We start from the raw sequence: 21,963 nt of genomic DNA, 5'->3' as shown, positions 1-21,963 counted from the left end.
GGCTGGAGGGCACGTGGCACAAGGGTTTCAAAGGTTTTATAGGGGTTTTATTACGGGGAACTGCGCAACTTCTTGCGCAGTATGGCTAATCGCCGCGTTATCGATTCAACACCGCCAGGCAGTCTTCAATCGAGCGTTGTTGCGTCTCGGCATACAACCCCAATTCATCAATGGTCGAACGCCCGAGGGCGAGTTCGAACGCCTGTCGGTTGGAATGCTCGCCATAGTGCGTCTGCGCTGCGTCCCCCAGGTTCGACTGAAAAATCCCCGCTGCACTCACCGGCAGGAAATCTTCGTACACCAGCGGTTCGGCTTTCACATAGCCGTCGCGCAACAAAGCTTGCAGCGAAACATCAGCGGGACGACCCGCCTCAGGCCCTTTGTCTGTCAGGAAATAACGGAAATACGCCAGTTCCTGCTCGCGCATGCCCTCGAGGCTGTCAGGGAATTCGCTGAAATGCTGGGTCATAAGGGCGTTGTAGCGTGAGGCATTGGCTTCGTTGGGGAAATCGCGGAGTTCATCGCGTGCCGCGTTCAGCAGCCGGTCGTACAACGCACGGCCCTTGGGGGTCAGCGCCGCGCCACGTTGTTCGATTTCACCGAAGCGGGCGCTGTGGCTGCCGCGGGTTTGCGTCTGGTCGGTGAAGGCGATCGGCTCGTCCAGCGCCTTGAAACTGGTCTGACGCAACAGGATCGGGTGCTGCCGGCGCGGTGGGCCTTCGATCACCGCTTTGGGCGTGATGCCGTGCTGCGGCATCTGCGCCTGGACGATGTCGATGTCCAGCGTGCGCGGGGTCAGGTGGTTGATGTGCGGGCCTTTGAAGGCCACGACATCGGCAATCAGACGATGCTGGGCGCTGAGCGTCTGGTACTGCGCAGCGGTGACGGTGGCGCTGTGGTGCCAGCGAAAAGTCTCCAGCGCCTGCAGGACAAATTCCCCGGCCTCGGATTCATTCAAACCGCCAGCGGACTCGGCCTGTTCGATCAGGCGCAGCGCCGCCGGTGTGAAGATCGAACGCTTATCCAGCACCGATTCAGCAAAGGCACGCAGTTCGGGGTCTTCAATCAATTCCAGTCGCAGCAACGAAGTGAACACCCGGAACGGGCTGACCTGCAGCGCATCTTCATGCACCGCGCGAAACGCCGTGGAATGCACCGGCACCCCGGCAGGGGTCAGGTCGTAATAGCCCACCGGTTGCATGCCCATCACTGCGAACAAGCGGGCGAGGGTGGCCAGTTCAGCGGCGGTACCAACGCGGATTGCGCCGTGGCGCTCCATGTCCAGCCGTTCGATCTCACCGGTGCTGTGCAGTTGACTGGCGATTTGCGGCTCGCGTGCCAGTACTTCGCGGTTGGTCTGTTCCACCAGTTCCATCAACGCGCCGTACAGCGGCACTTCTTCGCGGTACATGTCGGACATCGCTTTTGAGAAGCGTTGGCGGATCAGGTCGGGGCTGACGAAAGGCTGCACGGTCATGAAAAAAATTCCTGGCACGGTCACGTAAAAGGTGTTGGAAAAGATCGCAGCCTTCGCCGACGCGGGCAAACGAAGAATCCTACGGACTTCATTCTGCCAACGACTGACCGTTTACCTGTCCTGACGCGAATGCTCCCCCAGAAACTCGCGATACAGACGTGCCGTGTTCGACGGCTGTTCAACCATCGGCATATGGCCGACGCCATCCCAGACATCGACCCGCAAATTGCTGATGCCTTTGCTCCACACCGGCACGCTGCTGACGTCGATCAACCGGTCCTTGCGGCCCCAGAGCAACAGCGCCGGGCATTTGATGTCCGGCAGTTTCGGCTCCATCGGCGGGCTGGCGCGAAAATCCCGGAAGATCTCTTCCAGTTCGTCGCGGCATTGTTCGTAGCGCTGGGCGATCGCGTCGAGCACCAGACCGGGCACCCACGGTGGCGAGGCCATGGTCATGGCATAGAAGCGTCGGAATTCTTCCCGGGAATTGATCAGAAACGGATTGTGCCCACGGGCCAGGTGGCGCTCCATGTCGCTGGCCTCGGGCGCAGTGACGCCGGCCGGGTCGATCAGCGCCACCGATGCGATGCGGTCGGGGTAGGTCGCCGCCAGCCACGCGGCGATGTAGCCGCCCATGGAGTTGCCGATCACGTGGACCTTCTCGACGCCGCAGACGTCGAGCAACTGGATCATGCGCTTGGCCTGCACCGGAATGTCGTAGCCACCGCCGGCCTTGAAGCCGGTTTCGCCGTGGCCGGCCAGATCCGGGATGATCACCCGGTACTGCCCGACAAAATGCCGGGCGAAGCGCAGCCACAGGTTCTTTTCGGCACTGTAGCCGTGCAGCATCAGAATGCTGCTCGACGCTTCATAAGGCCCGCCTTGCCAGGTCGATACGGTCATTTCGGCAATCGGCACTTCAATCTTGTGCAGCCGGTACAGCCTGGCCTCCAGGGCCGCGCTCAGATCGTAAAGCCAGTGGCCGACTGCCGGGTAGCTCAACCAGCTCCAGGCCACGAAAACCGCGAGGGCGACAAACAGCAAAAGCATCGTGGGTCTTCCTTGTTCAAGACAGAATGTGGTCGGCCGGTTTCAGCGCCCGGGTCAACCGGTGGTAGCTGAAACTGAAGCCGGGGAACATCGCGATCACGTGACCGCTCCTGCTTTGATACCAACTGTGGCAGCCGCCGGTTTTCCAGACCGTGCGTTCCATTTCCCGGTGAATCATCTGAGTGTAGGTACGTTCTGCTTCGGGGCGAACTTCGATGCTGCGCAGACCTTTGGCCTGCAAGGTGCGGATGCAGTCGAGGATGTAGTTCATCTGCGATTCGATGATGAACAGCGCCGAGGTGTGGCCGATGCCGGTGTTCGGCCCGGTGACGATAAACAGATTGGGAAAGTCTGGCAGGCTGGTGCCGAGGTAGGCGCGCGGGTATTGCGCCCACACATCGCGCAGTTGCACGGCGTTTTTTCCGCTGACCGGGTAGGAAATCACGCCGTCGGTGGCGTCGTAACCGGTCGACCAGACGATCAGATCGACGTTGATGTGCTGACCGTCCGTGGTGACGATGCCGGTTTCATCGAGGCTGGCGATGCCCTGTTCGCGGCTGTGCAACGTGACGTTGGGCCGGGTCAGCGCCGGGTAATAGGTGCTGGAGAGCAGCACCCGTTTGCAGCCGATGGTGAAGTCCGGTGTCAGTTTTTTCCGCAACTCGGGGTCAGTCACCTGGCGTTTGAGAAACTTCAGGGCTTGGCGCTGCACCATGTGAATCGCCGGTTTCGAGTATTTGAAGGCGATGACCCGGGTTTCGAATTGCCAGTAGATCATCCAGCGCAGCAGTTTGTAGGCGGGTTTCAGACCCAGCAGCCAGCGCTGGAACCGACCGAACGTACGGTCGGCCCGGGGCAGCACCCAGTGCGCGGTGCGCTGAAACACGTGCAATCGGGCGACCTTCGGCGCAATCGCCGGAATCACCTGAGCCGCACTGGCGCCGCTGCCGACAATCGCTACTCGTTTACCGTGATAGTCGTAGCTGTGATCCCAATTATTTGTATGAAAGGTCTTGCCCTGAAAGCGATCCTGACCGGGAAAGTGTGGGATAACCGGTTGGCTCAACGGCCCGGTGGCATTGATCAGGAACTGCGCATAAAAAATGCCTTTGGTGCCGGTGTGTACGGCCCAGCGCTTTTCGGTGTCGTCCCATTCGACGCGCTCGACGTTGGCCTGCAGTTCCACCCGGTCACGCAGGCCGAAGCGTTCGATTACATGGTCGGTGTAGCGATGCAGTTCAGCCTGTTCGGCGAACATCTGGGTCCAGCGGTAAGGCGCAAACGACAGCGAATACAGCGGCGACGGCACATCCACCGCTGCGCCGGGGTAGGTGTTCTGGCACCAGGTGCCGCCGAAAAAGTCCCGGCGTTCCAGCAAGCGAAAGTCGTCGATACCGGCCTTGAGCAGATTGACCGCCGCGCACTGGCCGCCAAAACCGCTGCCGATGATCAACACTTGATAGGTCTGCATGGGCCTCCTTCTTAGAGTCTTTTTTCCATTTTCTTCCTTTCATGTATAGCCAATCATTTGCCCGCCGTGTGGTGCTGATGACGAGGTATTCGGCCCGCTGGCCGGTGATGGCTATTTAACGTTGCCCTGATAGACTCCCAGCACATCGGGTCTGCGGTCTGCGCAGTACCGTCGAGTGGTCGAGGCCCTTATGGGAAGAACGGGAGGAAAGGGACTTTCACTGGCCAGGAGGCTCTACACATCGCGAACCCTCGGGCTGGTCCTGGGGCTTTTGTGCGTGAGCGTCGCGATGTACCCGCTCGACCCGCCGGCCTGGGTCTGGGCGCTGATGCTGTTCAACGGCCTGGTCTGGCCGCACCTTGCTTATCAATGGGCCCGCCGGGCGAAGGTTCCGTACCACGCCGAACACCGCAACCTGTTGATCGACGCCTTCCTCGGTGGCTTCTGGGTCGCCGCCATGCACTTCAATCCCTTGCCCAGTGCCACGACCATTTCGATGATGGCGATGAACAACGTTGCCATCGGCGGCCTGCGTTTTCTGCTGGCCGGGGCGGCGGCGCAGTTGCTCGGCGTCGGCGTCGGGCTGGTGGTATTTGCCCCCGCGTTCGTCCCGATGACCACGCCGGCACAGCTTTATGCCTGTCTGCCGCTGTTGATGCTGTATCCGTTGGCGCTGGGCTGGATCTGCTTTCGCCAGGCCTACACCCTCGGCCTGCATAAACGTGAATTGCTGGCCCTGAGCCGCACCGACAGCCTCACCGGTCTGCTCAATCACGGCGCCTGGAAGGATCAACTGGAAATCGAATTCGAACGCTGCAAACGCCAGCAGACAGGCGCTGCGATTGCGCTGATCGACATCGACCACTTCAAGGCAATCAACGACACCTACGGCCACGTGGCTGGCGATATCGTCCTGCGTCAGCTGAGCAAGATGCTCAAGCAGAACCTGCGCATGGCCGATGTGGCGGGGCGCTACGGCGGCGACGAGTTTTGCGTGATCCTGCCGGACTTGCCGCTGTTCAATGCGGCGCAGGCGATGGAAGCCTTGCGTGAGCGTTTTTCCTTTCTGGTGTACGAACAGAACCCGGCGCTGAAAGTCAGCCTGAGCATTGGTCTGGCGGCGCTTGACCCGGCTCACGGCGACGCGACGCGTTGGCTGGATGACGCCGATCAGGCGCTGTACGAAGCCAAGGCCGGCGGGCGTAACCGGGTGATTTGCTGCAGCGACGACAAGCCGCGGCGCGAGGTATTCGATTCGGTTTGAACGGATTGGGTGTCGCATCCGGGATAGAGCCTTGGGGCGATGTCAGGTACGGTTCAGTACCCGACACGAAACAAGGATTGATTCATGACGTTCAAATTCCGTCGTTCTCTGCTGGCCGGCCTTTCCCTCACTTTTGCAGCCTCCGGTGTCTTTGCCGAACCGCACAAACAAGTGCTGGCCGATGCCGAGCAATACAAGCCCGAAGCCCTGAAATTGCTCGAACGGCTGGTCAATATCGATTCCGGTTCCGGCTATGAACCGGGGCTAAAGCAAGTCAGCGACATCGCCATTGATGAGCTGAAAAAGCTCGGCGCGACCATAGAACTGGTACCCAACACCCCGGAAAAAACCAACCACGTGCTCGCCACGCTCAAAGGCACCGGCAAGGCGAAAATCCTGCTGATGGCGCACATGGACACGGTGTTCAAGGAAGGCTCCGCCGCCGAGCGACCGTTCCACATCAAGGACGGCCGCGCCTACGGGCCGGGGGTGATGGACGACAAGGGCGGGATTGTCGCCGGCATCTACGCGCTGAAGATCCTGAAGAACCTCGACTTCAAGGACTACGCGCAAATCACCTTCCTGCTCGATGCCAGCGAAGAAACCGGCTCGGACGTCGCCACCGACCTGATCAAGAAAACCGCCAAGCTTCACGACGTGACCCTCAATCTTGAACCGGGCCGTCCGGCGGATGGACTGGTGGTGTGGCGCAAGGGCAGCGCCACCGCACTGGTCGAGGTCAAGGGCAAGGCCGCCCACGCCGGCGTCGCGCCGGAATTGGGGCGCAACGCGGCGATGGAGGCGGCGCACCAGATCCTGCAACTGGGCAAGCTCGGCGACGAGGCCAAGAAAACCACCATCAACTTCACCGTGCTCAAGGCTGGCGACCGCACCAACGTGATCCCGGATCAGGCCACGGCCAAGGCTGACGTGAGGGCGGCGGTGCCGGAAGAATTCGACCGGATCGAGAAGGATCTGGCGCGGGTGTCGCAGGACAAATTGATTCCCGATACCGAAGTAAAGACTTCATTGCAGCGCGGCTTGCCACCGATGCCGCAGACGGGGGAGTCGGATCGATTGATGGCGATGGCCCAGGGGATTTACGGTGAGATTGGCCGCAAGTTGACCGAAGAAGGCAGCGGCGGGGCGGCGGATGCCAGTTTGTCGGCCGGGGTTGGGACGCCGACGCTGGACGGGTTCGGGATTGTCGGCGGCAACATTCATACGCCGGAGGAATACGCGGAGGTGGAGAGCGTGGCGCCGCGGATTTATCTGTTGTCGCGGATGATTATGGAGTTGGCGAAGGGGCGGTGAGCCGGTCGGTGGAGTAGCGGAGTTGGCGGGGTGTCAGGCAGATTTCTCCCCCACCCCAGCCCTCTCCCGGAGGGAGAGGGAGCTGACCGAGGTGTCTTGCGCTATACATCGACCTGAAACACCGAGTCGATTATGGATTCGGTGAAGTGCATCCAGGTCGATGAATATCCTGAGCATCCCCCAATCGGTTCCCTCTCCCTCCGGGAGAGGGCTAGGGTGAGGGGGCTTTTGTGGGAAATGAGGAAAGTGTGAGCGGCGCACAACTTTCCAAGACCTTTCCTACAACGTACCCTGTTGCCGCGTTTCAGTATCGACCCCTATAGTTCGGGCTCGCGGAAAACTCCGCGAACGACCTTGGCCGGTCGATACAGGAACGTACAGTTGTCCAACATATTCAGCGATTTTTGCCTGAAGTTGTTGTGTTTTGGCGGCTGTGCGTGGGACACCTTCGGGTGTGCCGGTTCCTGTATCCGGTCGGCCAACCCGCGTACGGCTGCCACCCTCTTCGTTTGGCCGCGAATGGTGATAGCCCTAATTACAGGAGTTACACCAATGTCGGATCAAGTAATCCCCCGCTACCTCCCCATCGACACCTACGACGCCGAATCCCCGGTGCTCTTCATCAATACCCAAAAAGAACTCAGCGACATGGCCGCGTGTGCGATGCACCGTTTTGTGGTCGTGCGCGATCTGGCGGACACGTTTTCCAGTCTCGACCTGAAGGGCATTTCCGATTGTGATTTGACGCGGATTACCAGCGCGGTGCATCTGCTGATGCGAGAGGGCTGCGCCATTCTGAACGTGATTCAGACGCGGGCATTACAGCGGGAGGAAGGCTTCAAGAGAGCGGTCTAGCGGTTTCGCGGCGGGCGCCATGCGAGTGGACTCGTGATGGCGTCGGGCCGCTCTGCCTCTTTGTAGCGTGGTGCGACGTTACTCTTTGACGCTCATGTATTCCTTGGCCCAGAGGATGTATTCCTCAGGCTGGGTGTAGGTGTGGGTCAGTTCGGTGGCGCTCAGGTCGGAGGCCTGGGTGAAGATCTGGCGTTGTTCGCGCAGGCTGTCGTAGGTCGCCTTGATCGCCGCGAAGTAGGCACCGTGGCCGTCGATGGTTACGCGTACCCCCAGTTCGGCCAGGCGTTTGTCGTCGCGCAGTGCCGGGTTGCCGTAGGTGACCAGCATCAGCGGGACGGTCAGGTGTTCGGCGATCTGCTCGAGCTGATCGAAGTCCTGGATCCCCACCATGCAGATACCGTCAGCGCCAGCAGCTTGATACTGCTTGGTGCGGCTGATGATTTCCTGGTTCGGCAGGATGCCGGCGTTGGTCCGGGCGATGATTGCCATCTCCGAATCGACCCGGGCTTCCAGTGCCGCGCGGATCTTGCCCACGCCTTCGGCGACGGTGATCAGGTCGGTGGATTTGCGGCCGAATTGTGCCGGCAGCAGGGTGTCTTCGATGGTCAGCGCAGCGACGCCGGCGCGTTCCAGTTCGACGATGGTGCGCATCACGTTGAGCGCGTTGCCGTAGCCGTGGTCGGCGTCGGCGATCACCGGCAATTGGGCGACGCGGCCGATGCGGGTGGCCTGTTCAGCGAATTCGCTGAGGGTGATCAGGGCAAAGTCCGGGGCACCCAGCACCTGCAACGAGGCGACCGAGCCGCCGAGAATCCCTACTTCAAAACCCAGGTCAGCGGCGATGCGGGCGGACATCGGATCGAACACCGAGGCGGTGTGATAGCAGGTGTCGGAAGCCAGCAGCTGACGGAAGTTACGGCGCAAATCTTGATGAGAAAGCCTGGTCATACGAGTTCCACCAATACAAAGGAATGGAAAGGCTTGAGCAAAGGTGTCAACGCCGAAGGTGAAAAGGCTATCACGCCAATGGGTCAAGGATCATGACGAATTAACGAGGAAGTTAACCAGGAAAATCCTGTTCCGGCTCTTTCGCAGCAGGTATGGGCGCTCAGGCCGCCACCGCCTGCTGCTGTTGATTGGGCAGCGGCACCGCCCGCACCGAGTTGCCCGGCTGCAATTGCAGGCGTTTGGCGGTGAGGCGGTCGATCACCAGACTGCTGCCGACCCGACGGCCCGGCGCGACGGTGATGCGGCAGTTTTCCAGGCGGCGGTTGTGGATCAACCACAGCGGCGCCTGATCGTCCGGCGTGCCGATGCTCAGGGTGAGTTCCAGGCTGTCGCGCACGGTGCGGATGTTGCGGATCGGTGCTTCGATCACCGGACCACCGTCGAAAATGTCGATGTAGCCTTTGTGAGCGAAACCTTCGGACTGGAGGATTTTCAGCGCCGGCTCGGTGTTGGGGTGGGCCTGGCCGATAACGGCCTGAGCCTGTTCGGTGAGCAGGCAGGTATACAGTGGCTGACGCGGCATCAGTTCGGCGATGAAGGCTTTATTGCCGAGACCGGACAGGTGGTCGGCGTGGCTGAAGTCCATCTGGAAGAAGTGCCGGCCCAGGCTGTCCCAGAACGGCGAGCAGCCTTGCTCGTCGGCACTGCCTCGCAGTTCGGCGATCATCTTTTCGCCGAACAGGTGCGGGAATTCGGCAACAAACAGCAAACGCCCCAGCGACAGCAAGCGTCCATTGCTGCCATGGCGCTGGTCGTGGCGCAGGAACAGCGAGCACAGCTCCGATTGGCCGGTCAGTTCGTTGTTGAGAAACAGCGTCGGGATCTGCCGCTGAATACCCAGGTCCGGCGCCGAGCTGACGGTCAGCCCGACCCGATAGTTGTACCAAGGCTCACGCAGGCCGACGGCCCCGGCCAGAGCGCTGACGCCGACCACGCGCTGCTCGTCGTCTTCAAGCACGAACAGGTAATCGGCATCGGCCCGCTCGACCTGTTCGGCGAACGCCCGTTGCGCCCAGCGTACCCGGTGGGCCAGGCGATCTTCGTTGGCGGGCAGGGTGGTGAACCCCGGCCCGGCCTGTTGCACCAGCGTCATCAACGCTGGCAGGTCGCTGACTTGGACCGGACGGACAATCATGCTGCAACTCCTTTTGCGCGCCAGCTCGGGCACTGTCGTTGGGTAGGGGCGCGGTTCACAGGGCGATCAACCGGATCGTGCCGCCAGCGCGGACGTTGAGCGCCGCGCACAGGGCCGGATCGAGCGCCAGGGGCTGACCGGGCTGGAAATCCAGCTCGGCGACCACCGCCCGAAAGCCATGCAGAGCATCGTTGCTCACCAGATAGCGACCGCGAGCATCGATCAGGGGTTCCTCCTGAACCGTGACTGTCTGGCTCTGCGCGATCGAACGGATGTTGGCGGTGCGTGCATACAAGGTCGGGCCGGCATCGAACAGATCGATGTAGCTGTTGGTTTCAAAACCCTCGCGCTCGAGGATGTCGAAGGCTTCCTGACCGTCCGGGTGGATGCGGCCGATGCAGTCCTGCGCGGCTTGCGGCAGCATCGGCACGTAGATCGGGTATTGCGGCATCAGTTCGGCGAGAAACGTACGACTCTGCAAGCCGCACAGGCGCTCGGCCTCGACGTAGGGCAGGTCGAAGAAATGTTTGCCCAGCGCATCCCAGAAAGGTGAATGGCCTTGCTCGTCGCTGTAGCCGACGATCTCGGTGATCACCGCTTCGGCAAATCGCGGCGCGTGGGCGGCGATGAACAGCAGGCGTGCCCGCGACAGCAATTCGGAAAACGGCGTGCGCACCAGCGCTTCATCGATGTGAAAACCGCGCAGCAGCGTATGCCCGCTGAGGTCGTGACACAGCGACAGCGCCGGCACGCCGTGCTCGATGTTCAGCTCCCGCGAGGCGCTGGTGAAGTGGCGGTTGCGCAGGCTGTAGAACGGCTCGTTGAAACCTGCGGTGGCGAGGATTTCCGAGCAGCCGACCAGTCGATGGCTGTCGATGTCCTCCAGCACGAAGAAGTAATTCTCCGGGCCCTGAGCCGCCGCATCGCTGTCGAACGAGGCACAGGACGCGGCGATTTTTTCGCTAAGACGTTCGCTATCGTCCGGCAGGGACGTGACGCCCACCAGGCTGTCGCGCGCCAATTGTTGCAATTGAGGCAGGTCGTTTGGCTCGACTGGGCGTAAGACCAGCATGGATGCACTCCTGTATCAAAAGGTTCGGCCCATTCGCCGAACCTGACTATCACTGTCGGTTTCCACGCGTTAAAGCGGCGGTCGCCTGATTTGTTGTCAGACGCCGCTCTTTTTCTTGTCAGCCATTGCTCGGGTCAGGCAGCGCGGTACTGGCGCCGAGCTTGTTCAGGAAGAACAGGTACACCAGACCCAGTGCGATCCAGATCAGGCCGAGTTTCTGTGCATCGACGCCCATGTTGTACATGATGGCCGCGACGATGATGAAGCCGATCACCGGGCAGATCAGGTGACGGATCACCTGTCCGGATTTCTGCCGGCGCCAGTAGTAGTTGATCACGGTCAGGTGCAGCAGCATGAAGCCGCTGAGGGCGCCAAAGTTGACCAGCGAAGTCAGGGTGTCCACCGAATTGATGAACAGGTAGCAGATCACCAGCGACAGCACGGCCACCAGATAAATGCTCAGGTACGGCGTGTTGTGTTTCGGGTGGACCTTGGCCAGCACTTTCGGCAGCTTGCCGTCGCGGGCCATGCCGAACAGCAGGCGCGAGACCGCCGCTTGCGAAGTGATCGCCACCGCCACGCCCCAGGCCAGGGCCGTGGCCACGCCGGTCAGGGTCGCCAGCCAGCTGCCGGCAGCGATTTCGGCGATTTCATAGAACGCGGTGTCGGCGGACTTGAAGCCCATGCCGGCTGCCAGATCGGTAGCGATCCAGGTTTGTGCGACGAAAATCACCCCCATCACCACCAGCGTGATCAGCGCCGCTTTGCCGACACTGCGGCCCGGATCGCCCTTGATCTCTTCGGCAAGGGTGGAAATCGCATCGAAACCGAGGAACGACAGCACCGCAATCGACACCGCTTGCATCAGCAGGGCGAAGTTGAAGGTTTCCGGGTGATACAGCGGCGCGAGGGTCAACTGGCCGTTGCCGCCACCGTTGTGCAGGGCATTCCAGGCATAGAACAGGAAAATGCCCAGCACCACGAGTTGCGCCAGCAGGAACACAATGTTCATGCGAGCGGTAAAGGTGATGCCGCGCAGGTTGACGAAGGTCGCGCTGACCAGGAACGCCAGAATGAAGCCGACTTTCGGAATGTCCGGGTACAAATGGTTGAGCGCCATCGCCGCGTAGACGTAAAGCAGCGGCGGAATCAGCAGGTAATCGAGCAGCATCAGCCAGCCGGCGATGAAGCCGACGTGTTGATTCAGGCCCCGTTGCGCGTAGGAATACACCGATCCGGCAATCGGAAAGGCCCGGGCCATGCTGCCGTAACTCAGAGCGGTGAACACCATCGCCACCATGCCGATGATGTACGCCAGAGGCACCATCCCCGGTGCCTCGGCGTTGACGTAGCCATACACGCCGAACGGGGCGATGGGGATCATGAAGATCATCCCGTACACCACCAGATCGGTCAGTGTCAGGCTACGTTTCAACTCCTGTTTGTAGCCGAACTCTTCTATTTCCATGAAGCGCAACTCCTTGTCAGCCAATCGGTCGTTTTAGTTGTTATATCGGTCCGTCGTTTACAGCGTCAGCAGTGGTTACAACAATCCTTACAGCAATGGAGCCAGATAATTCGCCCAGCGAGTCACCGCTTCCGGGCTGCGCAGCAGATCGTTGCGCACTTCGATCAACACCGACTCCAGGCCCCGGGCATCGCCGTGTACCGGCACGGTCATGTCGCCCAGTGGGTCAATCCTGTACGGCTGGTTGCCGGCGACTTTCAGCGGGTGTCGTTCCAGACCGTCGAGCATCCGTTGGGCATAGGCCCGGGCCTGACCGAACAGCACGCCGACCTCCAGCTCGCGCGGCTGGCCGTAGTACACCGGGGTGAAACTGTGAATCCCTACCACCCGTACCGGCCGACCTTCGGCCAGACGTGCATCGATCAGTTGTTGCAGCCGTGTGTGAAACGGCTTGAACAGGCACTGGCGACGGTATTCGCGGGTGGCCTCGTCGAGCTCGCGGTTGCCCGGCACCTGATAGATCTCGCTCTGCGCCGGTATGCTGTCGGGCGCATGCCGCGGGCGGTTGAGGTCGATCAGCAGGCGCGAATAGTTGGCGCTCAGCAGAGTTGCACCCAGTTGCTCCGACAGTTGCTCGGCCAGCGCCAGGGCTCCGATGTCCCAGGCGATGTGTTCGCGCGCCGCCGTGTCATCCAGGCCCAGATTGTTCAGGGCCTCGGGGATGTAACGGCTGGCGTGTTCGCACACCAGAATCAGCGGGTGCGTCGAATCTTCACGGCTCAGGTTGTAGACCGGTCGGGTGTACAACCCAAGCTCAACGGATTCAGTACAGGCGTGCATAGTGCTCACAAAGATCAGCGGGCGAGAGCTGTTCCGTCAGCGCCAGTTCCTCGGTTTTAAGGGCGAAAAAGGTTTCGAGCAACGCGCTTGGCAGCGCTTCGACCAGCGCTTCACTGCGACGCAGGCAATCCAGTGCCTGGGCCAGGGAGGCGGGCAGGGCAACGATGCCCCGGGCCTTGCGTTGTTCGTCGTTGAGTGAATCGGGGATTTCATCGGTGATCGCGTTCAGCGCCAGACGTTGCTCGATCCCCAGGCGTCCGGCGATCAGCAGCGCGGCCATTGCCAGATGCGGCGAGGCGGTGGCGTCCATGGCGCGGAACTCAAGGTTGTATTGCTTCGCCACGGGTTTGTTCCCCAGGCTCACGGTCGGGCAGATCCGCAGCGCCGCTTCGCGATTCTGCTGGCCGAGGCAAGCGTAGGAAGCGCTCCAGTGGTGCGGCTGCAAGCGTTCATACGACACCGGCGTCGGTGCAGTGAATGCGCACAGCGCCGGTAAGTAATGCAGCACACCCGCCGCCCAGTGCTGGCCGAGGGTCGACAGGCCATTGCTGGTGCCGGCGTCGTAGAGCATCGGCTGACCGGCCAGATCGAGCAGGCTGACGTGCAGGTGTACGCCGTTGCACACCGCGTCGGCAGCAGTTTTTGGCGCAAAGCTCAGATCCAGACCCATCTGCCGGGCGATTTCGCGAGTGATCTCGCGCACGTTGACCGCGCGATCCGCCGCCGCCACGCCAAGGGTTGGGCGGCAGGTGATTTCGTATTGATGCTTGCCGTATTCGGGCAGGAACATTTCCGGCTCGACGCCACCGGCGCGCAACGCACTGAGCAGCCAGCCACCGAATTCCGCACCTTGGCGTTGGGCTTCCAGCGAGAACGCCAGATGTTCGGCAAACCCGGCGTGCAGGTTGAATTCGTGTTCGAACGCGGCGTTGACCTGCAAGCCGAGCTCATCGCGATAGCGCTCGACCTCGTTGCGCAACAGGGTGCGCGGGCAGGTGGCCCACGGCCGGCCATCGGTTTCGCGGATATCGCCGTGAATGAAATCCAGCGCAGGTGCTGTGGCGTCCGGGCCGTTGCCGACGGTGACGCGGCTGGCCAGATCGGGAATCAGCCGCAGGTCGCCATACGCGCCCCACGGACTGGTCGAAGCGATGATGTCCTGCGGCGTCAGCGCGCTGTTGGCTGGCACCCAGCCACAACCGGCGGCCTGATAATGCTCCAGCTCATCGGTGGGAAACGAACGGCCACGGGTGACGCCGATCAGGTCGGTGGTGACGATGGTGGTCATCGGCAACGGTGACAGGCGTTCGCTCATGGCTGCATCTCCTGCAACCGACCGAGCACGGTGTCGGTGTCGGTGATCCAGCAGTAGCCCTTGATCGCGTTCAGGCAGGCGTCGTGACGTGCTTCGGTGTAGGTCGCGCAGGCGTCCGCCACCAGAGTGACGAGGTAGCCACGGTCGGCGGCGTCGCGCACGGCCATGTCGACGCACTGGTCGGTGACAATTCCGGCGATGATCAGGTGGCGGGTTTCCAGATTGCGCAGCACGTAGTCGATGTTGGTCGAGTTGAAGACCCCGGAAGAGGTCTTCGGCAGCACGATTTCGTTTTCCGCCGGGGTCAGTTCGGCGATGACCTGTGCCTGCGGGCTGCCCTTGGGCAGGTGCATGTCCGACAGCTTGTGATCCAGCGAGCGGTCACGGCCATCGGCGGTCAGGCTTTCGATCAGGGTGTGCAGCACGTTCTGCCGTGCTTCGCGGAAGGCGTTGAGCAGGCGAACCTGATTGGGTACCACTTGCGAGCGCGTGCGGTTGAGGAAATACGCGGCGTCCGGGCCTTCGAGGTGCGGGTCGAACTGCGGCTCGAGCCAGGCGCGCTGCATGTCCACCAGCAACAGGGCGGTGTGATCGGTGACAAACGGCAGGTCCCGTGGCGAGCGATGGGGAAGGCTGAACATCCTTATTTATCCTCCAGCAAATGGGTGTCGAAGTCGTTGCGCAGGGCATCGATGCCTTCCAGGCGATCGGCCAGGTCCGGGCTACGCAGAGTCAGGCAAGCAATCAATGCTTCAACCTGGGCCAGCGCCGGGACCATGGTGTCGAACGGCGAGGCCGACTCCACCGGGGCGCTGATGATCATGTCGGCCAGCTCGCGCAGCGGTGAGGCGTAGATGTCGGTGAACAGCACAACGCGGGCGTTGCTGTTCTTCGCCGCGCTCGCCACGCGCAGGGCCTGGGTCTGGTAGCGGCGATAGTCGAACACCAGCACCACGTCCTGACGTTGCAGGTCGAACAGGCGGTCGGGCAGTTGCGCGTTGTCTTCCAGCGCAAAGCAACCGGGGCGCAGCAGACGCAAATGATTGAGCAGGTAAGTCGCCATCAAACTGCTGAAGCGTCCGCCGAAGCAGTAGACCTGATGGCGGGTGTCGAGCAGCCAGTCGGCCAGAATTCGCACATCTTCCGGCTGGGTCAGGGCCTGGGTTTCGGCCAGCAGGTTGTGGCTATGAGCCAGATAATGACTCCAGGCATCGTCCTTGTTCTGATGCGAGCGCGGCTGCAACAGAGTGCGCGGCGAGCGCAGGCGATGGTCCATGTCACTGAGCAGGGCGTCCTGGAATTCGGCGTAACCACCGAAGCCGAGCTTTTTCACCAGCCTCACGATGGTCGGATCGCTGACGCCGGCATGTTCGGCCAGGCGCGCCATCGGGCCAAGCCCGTTGCGTGGATACTGATCGAGCAAGGCGCGAACGACTTTGCGCTCCGACGGCGTCAGGTCAAGGCCGGGGTCGGTGATCAGGTCTCTTAAAGGGGGCATCCGGGCTCCTGCTGGATGGGGTGTTGAATTCGCTTCACAATCCGTTAAAACAGTATTTATGTAACTGACGCTACATGTCTAGCGAATTTTTCCGCGTTTAAATCAGGCCCCAAAATGAGGCGGGATGCCCGTAACGCAAGGGTTACACGTATGTCGACCAGTTTTGTAGTCCATTGCCCATAATGGTGTCAGACATTGCCGCTTTCACACGCTCGGATCATCCAATCGACTCGCCCGGAGCATCCCGGTTTACGGCACAATTGCCGCTTCATCAGCGATTATGTCGATGACCGTCCTGTCTTTCAGCCGAGTAGCCTCCCGTGCAGACCACCCGTTTGACCTTGATCTGCCATGCCAGAACAGTCGCACAAAAATTGGCGTGTTTTCCTACGAACGAGCCTGTTGAAGACGTGGCGCTGGCGTCCGACTCGCTGGCTTCGCGTCTGGACACTGCGTCACGGTTGATTTGCGGCCCGGAACTGCGCACTCGCCAGACGGCGGCGTGGTTTGGCCACGACATACACATTGATCAGGCCCTGCGTGATTGCGACTGGGGACGCTGGCAAGGTCAGTCGATAAAGGATTTGCAGCGGAACGAACCCGAGGCATTGCAAGCCTGGCTCGACGATCCGCACGCCGCACCCCATGGTGGCGAGTCGGTGGCGCAACTGCGCGAGCGAGTGGCCGCGTGGCTGGTTTCACTGCAAGCCACGCCGGGGCACGTGGTGGCGGTTACCCATCCGTTCGTGATTCGTGCTGCATTGATGCAGGTCGTGCAGGGCGAGGCGTTTCACAGCATCGATGTCGAGCCGCTGGCGGTGGTCGATCTGCGGTTTGCCGGGCGCTGGCGACTACGCTTGTCCGGCATGAGCGTGGAAGGAGCAGAGCAATGAAGCGATTGCTGGTGATCGGCATCGGTGCCGGCAACCCGGACTACATCACGATGCAGGCGGTGAAGGCGCTGAACCGGGTGGACGTGTTTTTCCTGATGGACAAGGGCCGTAGCAAGGACAAGCTGATCGACCTGCGGCGAGAAATCTGCGAGCGCTACATCAGCGATCGTACGTACCGTTTCGCCGAAGCCCACAGCCCGGAGCGCGAGCGCGGCGATGTGGACTACAGCGCCAGCGTCGATGATCTGAACCGCGCCAAGCAGCAAACCTTTGAACGCCTGATCAGTGACGAATTGGCTGACGGGCAGTGCGGCGGTTTTCTGGTGTGGGGCGATCCAGCGCTGTACGACAGCACCATTCGTATCCTGCAGGCGATTCTGGATTCGGGGCGATGCGCGTTTGAATTTGAAGTCATTCCCGGCATCACCAGCGTTCAGGCCCTGGCGGCACAACACAAGGTGCCGTTGAACACCATCGGCCGCTCGATTGAAATCACCACCGGCCGACGCCTGGCGGCAGGGCAGGTGAGTGACACGGACAGTCTGGTGGTGATGCTCGACGCCGAAGATTCCTACCATCAGGTGACGGATCAGGAGACAGAGATCTACTGGGGCGCCTACCTCGGCACGCCGGACGAAATCCTCATCCATGGCAAGCTCGGCGACGTTGCCGATGAGATAGAACGGGTACGCAAGGCTGCGCGGGCCGAGCATGGCTGGATCATGGACACCTATCTTCTGCGCAAGCCTTGATCTCGCGACCAAAGCGTTCGCGATACACCGACGGCGGCACCCCGACCACGCTGCGAAACGCCACACGAAAGCTCTCCACCGACCGATAGCCACAGCGCAGGGCAATCTGTTCGGTGTTCTGCGGCGTGCTTTCCAGCAATTCCCGGGCCCGGGCCAGGCGTTCGTGTTGCAGCCAGGCCTTGGGTGACTGGCCGCTGGCTTCGCTGAATTTTCGCAGGAAGGTGCGTTCGCTCATCGCCGCTTCGCTGGCCAGATCGCGCACTTCCAGCGGTTCGTGCAGGCGCTCGCGGGCCCACTGCATCACGCGCGACAGGTCGCTGCGCGGCGTCGGGCTGACCGGCGTCGGAATGAATTGCGCCTGACCGCCGGTGCGCTGCGGCGACATCACCAGCCGCCGCGCCACCGAGTTGGCGATCTGGGTGCCGAAGTCCCGCGCCACCAGGTGCAGGCAGGCGTCGATCCCCGCTGCACTGCCGGCGGAGGTGATCAATTGGCCGGAATCGACGTAAAGCACATCAGGATCGACATCGATGGCCGGGAAGCGCTCGGCAAGCTCCGAGGTGTAGCGCCAATGAGTGGTGGCGCCATGCCCGTCGAGCAGGCCGCTTGCTGCCAACACAAACACACCGGAGCAGATCGACAGCAACCGAGCGCCGCGTGAATGCGCGTCACGCAATGTTTCGAGCAAGACTTCCGGCACCGGTGCACTGCGGTCGCGCCATCCAGGAATGATGATGGTGCGCGCATCCGCCAACAATTCCAGACCGCCATCGGCCAGCACCTGGATCCCGCCCATGGCGCGCATCGGGCCTTGATCGACCGCCGCAATGCAGTGCTCGTACCACGGAAAGTCGAACTCCGGCCGGGCCAGGCCGAAGATCTCCACGGCGATGCCGAATTCAAATGTGCAGAGGCCATCGTAGGCCAGAATCGCGACCAATCCAGGTGAATCAGGCATTTGGCGGAAAATTCCCGGTGAGTGTCTTGTGCGCCACTGTAGCGGCAAGCGACGGCCCGATAAAGTCTGTTCATCCCCACCGACAAAGGAGTGATTCAACATGCCCAGCCTGGTTCGCGAAATCCCTGCAGCGCCTTCGGCCATTGCCCTGATGCATTTCAGCAACCGTCTGACCTTTGAAACCGATTGTTCCGACGTCTTCAGCAGCCAGGAAGCCGGTGATGTCGACTTTGTGCTGGTGGACGTGCGCGGGCCGTTGGCCTACGAACGTGGACATGTGCCGGGAGCGATCAATATTCCGGGGCGTTTGCTGACGGCGGAAGGGTTGGTGGACTACTCGAAAAACACGCTTTTCGTGGTTTATTGCGCCGGTCCCCACTGCAATGGTGCCAACAAAGCTGCGGTGAAGCTGGCGGCGTTGGGTTATCCGGTCAAGGAGATGATCGGCGGGGTGACCGGGTGGCTGGATGAAGGCTTCCAGTTGAGTGTTGCGACAGCGCGCGTCGCCACTGCGCCGATCGCTTGCGACTGCTGATAGCCAGAAGGTTGCCGCTTCGGCGGCACCTTTTGTCGGCTTTGTCCTACAACCCGCGCACCGCTCTGACGCACACTTTTCCCAGGTGATGGCACTCGCCGATTTTCTGTAAGTATTTGTCGCTTAAAAACAATTTGCCCCGTGCGCGCCGCCATAGACTGCCGGCCACTTCGGTTTTTTTGCGCTGTACAGCCCAAGACCGAACCTGACAATCGAAAGCTGCCAATAAAAGCCTCCGCACACGGGAGTAATAAATGAAAAAGCTGGTTATGTTCGGTGCCCTGGCACTGTCGATGTTGTCCCTGACCGCCGTGGCCGAAGACGCCAAACCGATCCGTATCGGTATCGAAGCCGGTTACCCGCCATTCTCGATGAAAACCCCTGACGGCAAACTGGCCGGTTTCGACGTGGACATCGGCGATGCGCTGTGTGAGCAGATGAAAGTCAAATGCACCTGGGTCGAGCAAGAGTTCGACGGCCTGATCCCGGCGCTGAAAGTGAAGAAGATCGACGCGATCCTGTCCTCGATGACCATCACTGACGACCGCAAGAAAAACGTCGATTTCACCATCAAGTACTACCACACCCCGGCGCGCTTCGTGATGAAGGCAGGCTCGGGCGTGAAAGACCCTCTGGTCGAGCTCAAAGGCAAGAAAGTCGGCGTGCTGCGCGCCAGTACCCACGACCGCTACGCCACCGAAGTACTGGTGCCGGCCGGCATCGAGCTGGTGCGTTACGGCTCGCAGCAGGAGGCCAACCTGGACATGGTGTCCGGTCGTATCGACGCGATGCTGGCCGACTCGGTCAACCTGAGCGACGGCTTCCTGAAAACCGACGCCGGCAAAGGCTTTGAATTCGTCGGCCCGACCTACGAAGACGCCAAGTACTTCGGCGGCGGCGCCGGTATTGCAGTGCGTAAAGGCGATACCGAGCTGGCTGAGAAATTCAACACCGCCATCAACGAAATCCGCGCCAACGGCAAGTACAAGCAAGTGCAGGACAAGTACTTCGACTTTGACGTGTACGGCCATTAATACGCCGTAGAAAAAAGTGGCCCCGTTCATTCGGTGGCCACTTTTTTTTCGCCCGTGATTTATCCTGTCAGCACATTTTCAATGCAGTCATTGCCTCGGCAACGACTACAGAATTTCCGGAGTTCCCCATGCAACGCATCGACCACCTTCTGCCCTGGAGCCACTTGGGCAGCGAACGTTCCCTGAGCGTGTTCCGTTACGGCGCCGGCCCGCGCAAGGCCTACATCCAGGCCAGCCTGCACGCCGATGAACTGCCGGGCATGCGTACCGCGTGGGAGCTGAAAAAACGCCTGGCCGAACTGGAAAGCAACGGCCAGTTGCAAGGCGTGATCGAACTGGTGCCGGTGGCCAACCCGATCGGCCTCGATCAGCACCTGCAAGGCAGCCACATGGGGCGTTTCGAGCTGGGCAGCGGCAAGAACTTCAACCGCTCCTTCGTCGAACTCAGCGCGCCGGTGGCCGAGCGCATCGGGCATCAGTTGGGTGGTGATGCCCAAGCCAACATTGCGTTGATCCGCCAGACCATGGGCCAGGTGCTTGATGCGTTGCCAGCGCCGGCGTCGCAACTGGAAGCGCTGCACCGCCTGTTGCTGCGCCACGCCTGTGAGGCCGACATCACCCTCGATCTGCATTGCGATTTCGACGCCGCGATTCATATCTACGCCTTGCCGCAGCACTGGCCGCAGTGGCGATCCCTCGCCGCACGCCTGAAGGCTGGCGTGGCGCTGTTGTGTGAAGATTCCGGTGGCAGTTCGTTCGATGAATCCTGCTCCTCGCCGTGGTTGCGCCTGGCGCGGATGTTCCCGGAGGCTGCGATTCCACCGGCCAACCTCGCTACCACACTGGAACTGGGCAGCATGGGCGACACCCGCGTCGATCAGGCTCAGGCCAATTGCGAGGCGATTCTGGGCTTTTTGGCCGAGCAAGGCTTCATCAGCGGCGAATGGCCGAAGGCGCCGCAGGAATGCTGCGAAGGCATGCCGTTCGAAGGCACCGAATACCTGTTCGCCCCGCACCACGGCGTGGTGAGTTTCCTGCGCGATGCCGGTGAGTGGGTCGAGCGCGGCGATGCGCTGTTCGAAGTGGTCGATCCGTTGAACGACCGCGTGACCACCGTGCGTGCCGGCACCAGTGGCGTGTTGTTCGCCATCGATCGCGGTCGCTACACCCAGCCGGGTATCTGGCAGGCGAAAGTGGCGGGGCGCGAGCCGATTCGAGTCGGCAAGCTGATCAACGACTGACACCCCATCCTCCGGATCACAGTGTTAGGCTCTGCCCCGAACCCTGCACTGTGTGAAGGAAGGCTTATGTTGAAGGTGTTTGCGCTGTTGACGCTGCTCGCGTCCACTGCCGTTCAGGCTCAGACCTCGCTGCAAAACGATCTGCCGCTCAACTACCTGGCCCAGGTGCACCCGGACGCCGAGCAGCGTCCGCTGGTGATTTTCCTGCATGGCTATGGCAGCAACGAAGCAGACTTGATCGGTATGAAATTTCAGCTGCCCAAGCAGTACAACTACCTGTCGGTGCAGGCACCGATGGCGTTGGGTGAAGGGCGTTTCCAGTGGTTTCGCAAGAAAGGCGAAGGTGCCTACAACGGCGAGACTGATGATCTGAAGGCCAGCAGCCAGAAACTGCGGGCCTTTATCGCCGCAGCGGCGCAGAAATATCACGCGCAACCGGACAAGGTGTACCTGATCGGTTTCAGCCAGGGCGCGATGATGACCTACGAGGTAGGGCTGCGGCAGCCGGCGGTAGTGGGTGGCATCGCGGCATTGAGTGGGCGGGTATTGCCGGTGCTCAAGAGCGAGCTGAAATCAGAGCAGCAGCATCCGCCGCTGGACATCTTCATCGGCCACGGCACGGCGGATGACCGTGTGCCTTACAGCGGTGGCACCGAGGCCGATGCGTTGTTGCAGAAGCTGTCGTACAAACCGCAATTTCATGCCTATCCCGGCGTCGGCCACAGCATCAGTGCGGCCGAGCTTCGGGATTTGAACGACTGGTTGCAGCAACTCAACCCGTGA

General features: G+C 61.2%; 21 protein-coding genes. 9 read left to right on the top strand and 12 right to left on the bottom strand.

Annotation, left to right across the window (positions count from 1 at the left end; translation table 11 throughout):
* Positions 1–97: 97 nt before the first annotated feature.
* From EIY71_RS22140 to EIY71_RS22130, 3 genes are all read right to left on the bottom strand, one after another.
* The gene (locus EIY71_RS22140; RefSeq protein WP_134023097.1) at positions 98–1,477 is read right to left on the bottom strand and encodes a VOC family protein; all 1,380 of its coding nucleotides are present in this window, start codon (positions 1,475–1,477) and stop codon (positions 98–100) included.
* Positions 1,478–1,588: 111 nt separating this feature from the next.
* Positions 1,589–2,527 carry an alpha/beta fold hydrolase gene (locus EIY71_RS22135; protein WP_102688444.1) on the bottom strand — a complete coding sequence of 313 codons (939 nt, stop codon included), beginning with the start codon at positions 2,525–2,527 and terminating at the stop codon, positions 1,589–1,591.
* Positions 2,528–2,543: 16 nt separating this feature from the next.
* Positions 2,544–3,998 carry an NAD(P)/FAD-dependent oxidoreductase gene (locus EIY71_RS22130; protein WP_085748227.1) on the bottom strand — a complete coding sequence of 485 codons (1,455 nt, stop codon included), beginning with the start codon at positions 3,996–3,998 and terminating at the stop codon, positions 2,544–2,546.
* 190 nt (positions 3,999–4,188) lie between these two features.
* On the opposite strand from EIY71_RS22130, the gene EIY71_RS22125 reads away from it, so the two are divergent.
* The 3 genes from EIY71_RS22125 to EIY71_RS22115 all read left to right on the top strand — a co-directional run bounded on the left by EIY71_RS22125 (position 4,189) and on the right by EIY71_RS22115 (position 7,431).
* Positions 4,189–5,262, top strand: coding sequence for a diguanylate cyclase (locus EIY71_RS22125; protein ID WP_129974363.1), 1,074 nt, complete (start codon positions 4,189–4,191; stop codon positions 5,260–5,262).
* 84 nt (positions 5,263–5,346) lie between these two features.
* Positions 5,347–6,576, top strand: coding sequence for a M20/M25/M40 family metallo-hydrolase (locus EIY71_RS22120; protein WP_134023095.1), 1,230 nt, complete (start codon positions 5,347–5,349; stop codon positions 6,574–6,576).
* A gap of 552 nt (positions 6,577–7,128) precedes the next feature.
* A complete protein-coding gene (locus EIY71_RS22115) occupies positions 7,129–7,431 on the top strand; it encodes a hypothetical protein (protein WP_102718653.1) in 303 nt (100 codons plus the stop codon).
* Between the two features lie 78 nt (positions 7,432–7,509).
* On the opposite strand, the gene EIY71_RS22110 is transcribed toward EIY71_RS22115, so the two are convergent.
* The 8 genes from EIY71_RS22110 to EIY71_RS22075 all read right to left on the bottom strand — a co-directional run bounded on the left by EIY71_RS22110 (position 7,510) and on the right by EIY71_RS22075 (position 15,767).
* The gene (locus EIY71_RS22110) at positions 7,510–8,379 is read right to left on the bottom strand and encodes an oxaloacetate decarboxylase (RefSeq protein WP_007956238.1); all 870 of its coding nucleotides are present in this window, start codon (positions 8,377–8,379) and stop codon (positions 7,510–7,512) included.
* Positions 8,380–8,539: 160 nt separating this feature from the next.
* A complete protein-coding gene (gene astA, locus EIY71_RS22105) occupies positions 8,540–9,574 on the bottom strand; it encodes an arginine N-succinyltransferase (protein WP_134023093.1) in 1,035 nt (344 codons plus the stop codon).
* A gap of 55 nt (positions 9,575–9,629) precedes the next feature.
* Positions 9,630–10,646 (bottom strand): arginine N-succinyltransferase, encoded by a 1,017-nt coding sequence (locus EIY71_RS22100; RefSeq protein ID WP_085748231.1) that lies wholly within the window; start codon positions 10,644–10,646, stop codon positions 9,630–9,632.
* Positions 10,647–10,764: 118 nt separating this feature from the next.
* Positions 10,765–12,114, bottom strand: a complete 1,350-nt coding sequence (locus tag EIY71_RS22095; RefSeq protein ID WP_011333496.1) for an APC family permease — start codon at positions 12,112–12,114, stop codon at positions 10,765–10,767.
* 87 nt (positions 12,115–12,201) lie between these two features.
* Positions 12,202–12,954 carry an N-formylglutamate amidohydrolase gene (locus tag EIY71_RS22090; RefSeq protein WP_129974030.1) on the bottom strand — a complete coding sequence of 251 codons (753 nt, stop codon included), beginning with the start codon at positions 12,952–12,954 and terminating at the stop codon, positions 12,202–12,204.
* Positions 12,938–14,269 (bottom strand): glutamine synthetase, encoded by a 1,332-nt coding sequence (locus EIY71_RS22085; protein ID WP_102688451.1) that lies wholly within the window; start codon positions 14,267–14,269, stop codon positions 12,938–12,940. The genes EIY71_RS22090 and EIY71_RS22085 overlap by 17 nt, the downstream gene beginning before the upstream one ends.
* Complete coding sequence (locus EIY71_RS22080; protein ID WP_129974029.1) at positions 14,266–14,910, bottom strand: isochorismatase family cysteine hydrolase; 645 nt, start codon at positions 14,908–14,910, stop codon at positions 14,266–14,268. The genes EIY71_RS22085 and EIY71_RS22080 overlap by 4 nt, the downstream gene beginning before the upstream one ends.
* A 2-nt stretch (positions 14,911–14,912) precedes the next feature.
* A complete protein-coding gene (locus tag EIY71_RS22075; protein ID WP_011333500.1) occupies positions 14,913–15,767 on the bottom strand; it encodes a MurR/RpiR family transcriptional regulator in 855 nt (284 codons plus the stop codon).
* A gap of 320 nt (positions 15,768–16,087) precedes the next feature.
* On the opposite strand from EIY71_RS22075, the gene EIY71_RS22070 reads away from it, so the two are divergent.
* On the top strand, positions 16,088–16,660 hold the full coding sequence (locus EIY71_RS22070) for a histidine phosphatase family protein (protein ID WP_129974028.1): 573 nt from the start codon (positions 16,088–16,090) through the stop codon (positions 16,658–16,660).
* Positions 16,657–17,412 carry a precorrin-6A synthase (deacetylating) gene (gene cobF, locus EIY71_RS22065; protein WP_129974027.1) on the top strand — a complete coding sequence of 252 codons (756 nt, stop codon included), beginning with the start codon at positions 16,657–16,659 and terminating at the stop codon, positions 17,410–17,412. The genes EIY71_RS22070 and cobF overlap by 4 nt, the downstream gene beginning before the upstream one ends.
* On the opposite strand, the gene ftrA is transcribed toward cobF, so the two are convergent.
* Positions 17,381–18,370, bottom strand: a complete 990-nt coding sequence (ftrA, locus tag EIY71_RS22060; protein ID WP_085748237.1) for a transcriptional regulator FtrA — start codon at positions 18,368–18,370, stop codon at positions 17,381–17,383. The two genes, cobF and ftrA, sit on opposite strands and share 32 nt — an antisense overlap.
* Before the next feature lie 100 nt (positions 18,371–18,470).
* On the opposite strand from ftrA, the gene EIY71_RS22055 reads away from it, so the two are divergent.
* From EIY71_RS22055 to EIY71_RS22040, 4 genes are all read left to right on the top strand, one after another.
* Positions 18,471–18,905, top strand: a complete 435-nt coding sequence (locus EIY71_RS22055) for a rhodanese-like domain-containing protein (protein ID WP_085748238.1) — start codon at positions 18,471–18,473, stop codon at positions 18,903–18,905.
* A gap of 254 nt (positions 18,906–19,159) precedes the next feature.
* Positions 19,160–19,939: an ABC transporter substrate-binding protein gene (locus EIY71_RS22050; RefSeq protein WP_007956251.1), complete on the top strand. Its 780-nt coding sequence runs from the start codon at positions 19,160–19,162 to the stop codon at positions 19,937–19,939.
* A gap of 128 nt (positions 19,940–20,067) precedes the next feature.
* Complete coding sequence (locus EIY71_RS22045; RefSeq protein WP_102688457.1) at positions 20,068–21,180, top strand: succinylglutamate desuccinylase/aspartoacylase family protein; 1,113 nt, start codon at positions 20,068–20,070, stop codon at positions 21,178–21,180.
* A gap of 66 nt (positions 21,181–21,246) precedes the next feature.
* Complete coding sequence (locus tag EIY71_RS22040) at positions 21,247–21,963, top strand: alpha/beta hydrolase (RefSeq protein WP_134023091.1); 717 nt, start codon at positions 21,247–21,249, stop codon at positions 21,961–21,963.

Source organism: Pseudomonas sp. CH235 (assembly GCF_004368175.1).
GTDB classification, from domain to species: domain Bacteria; phylum Pseudomonadota; class Gammaproteobacteria; order Pseudomonadales; family Pseudomonadaceae; genus Aquipseudomonas; species Aquipseudomonas paraglycinae.
This window is presented reverse-complemented; position numbering and strand designations above follow the sequence as displayed.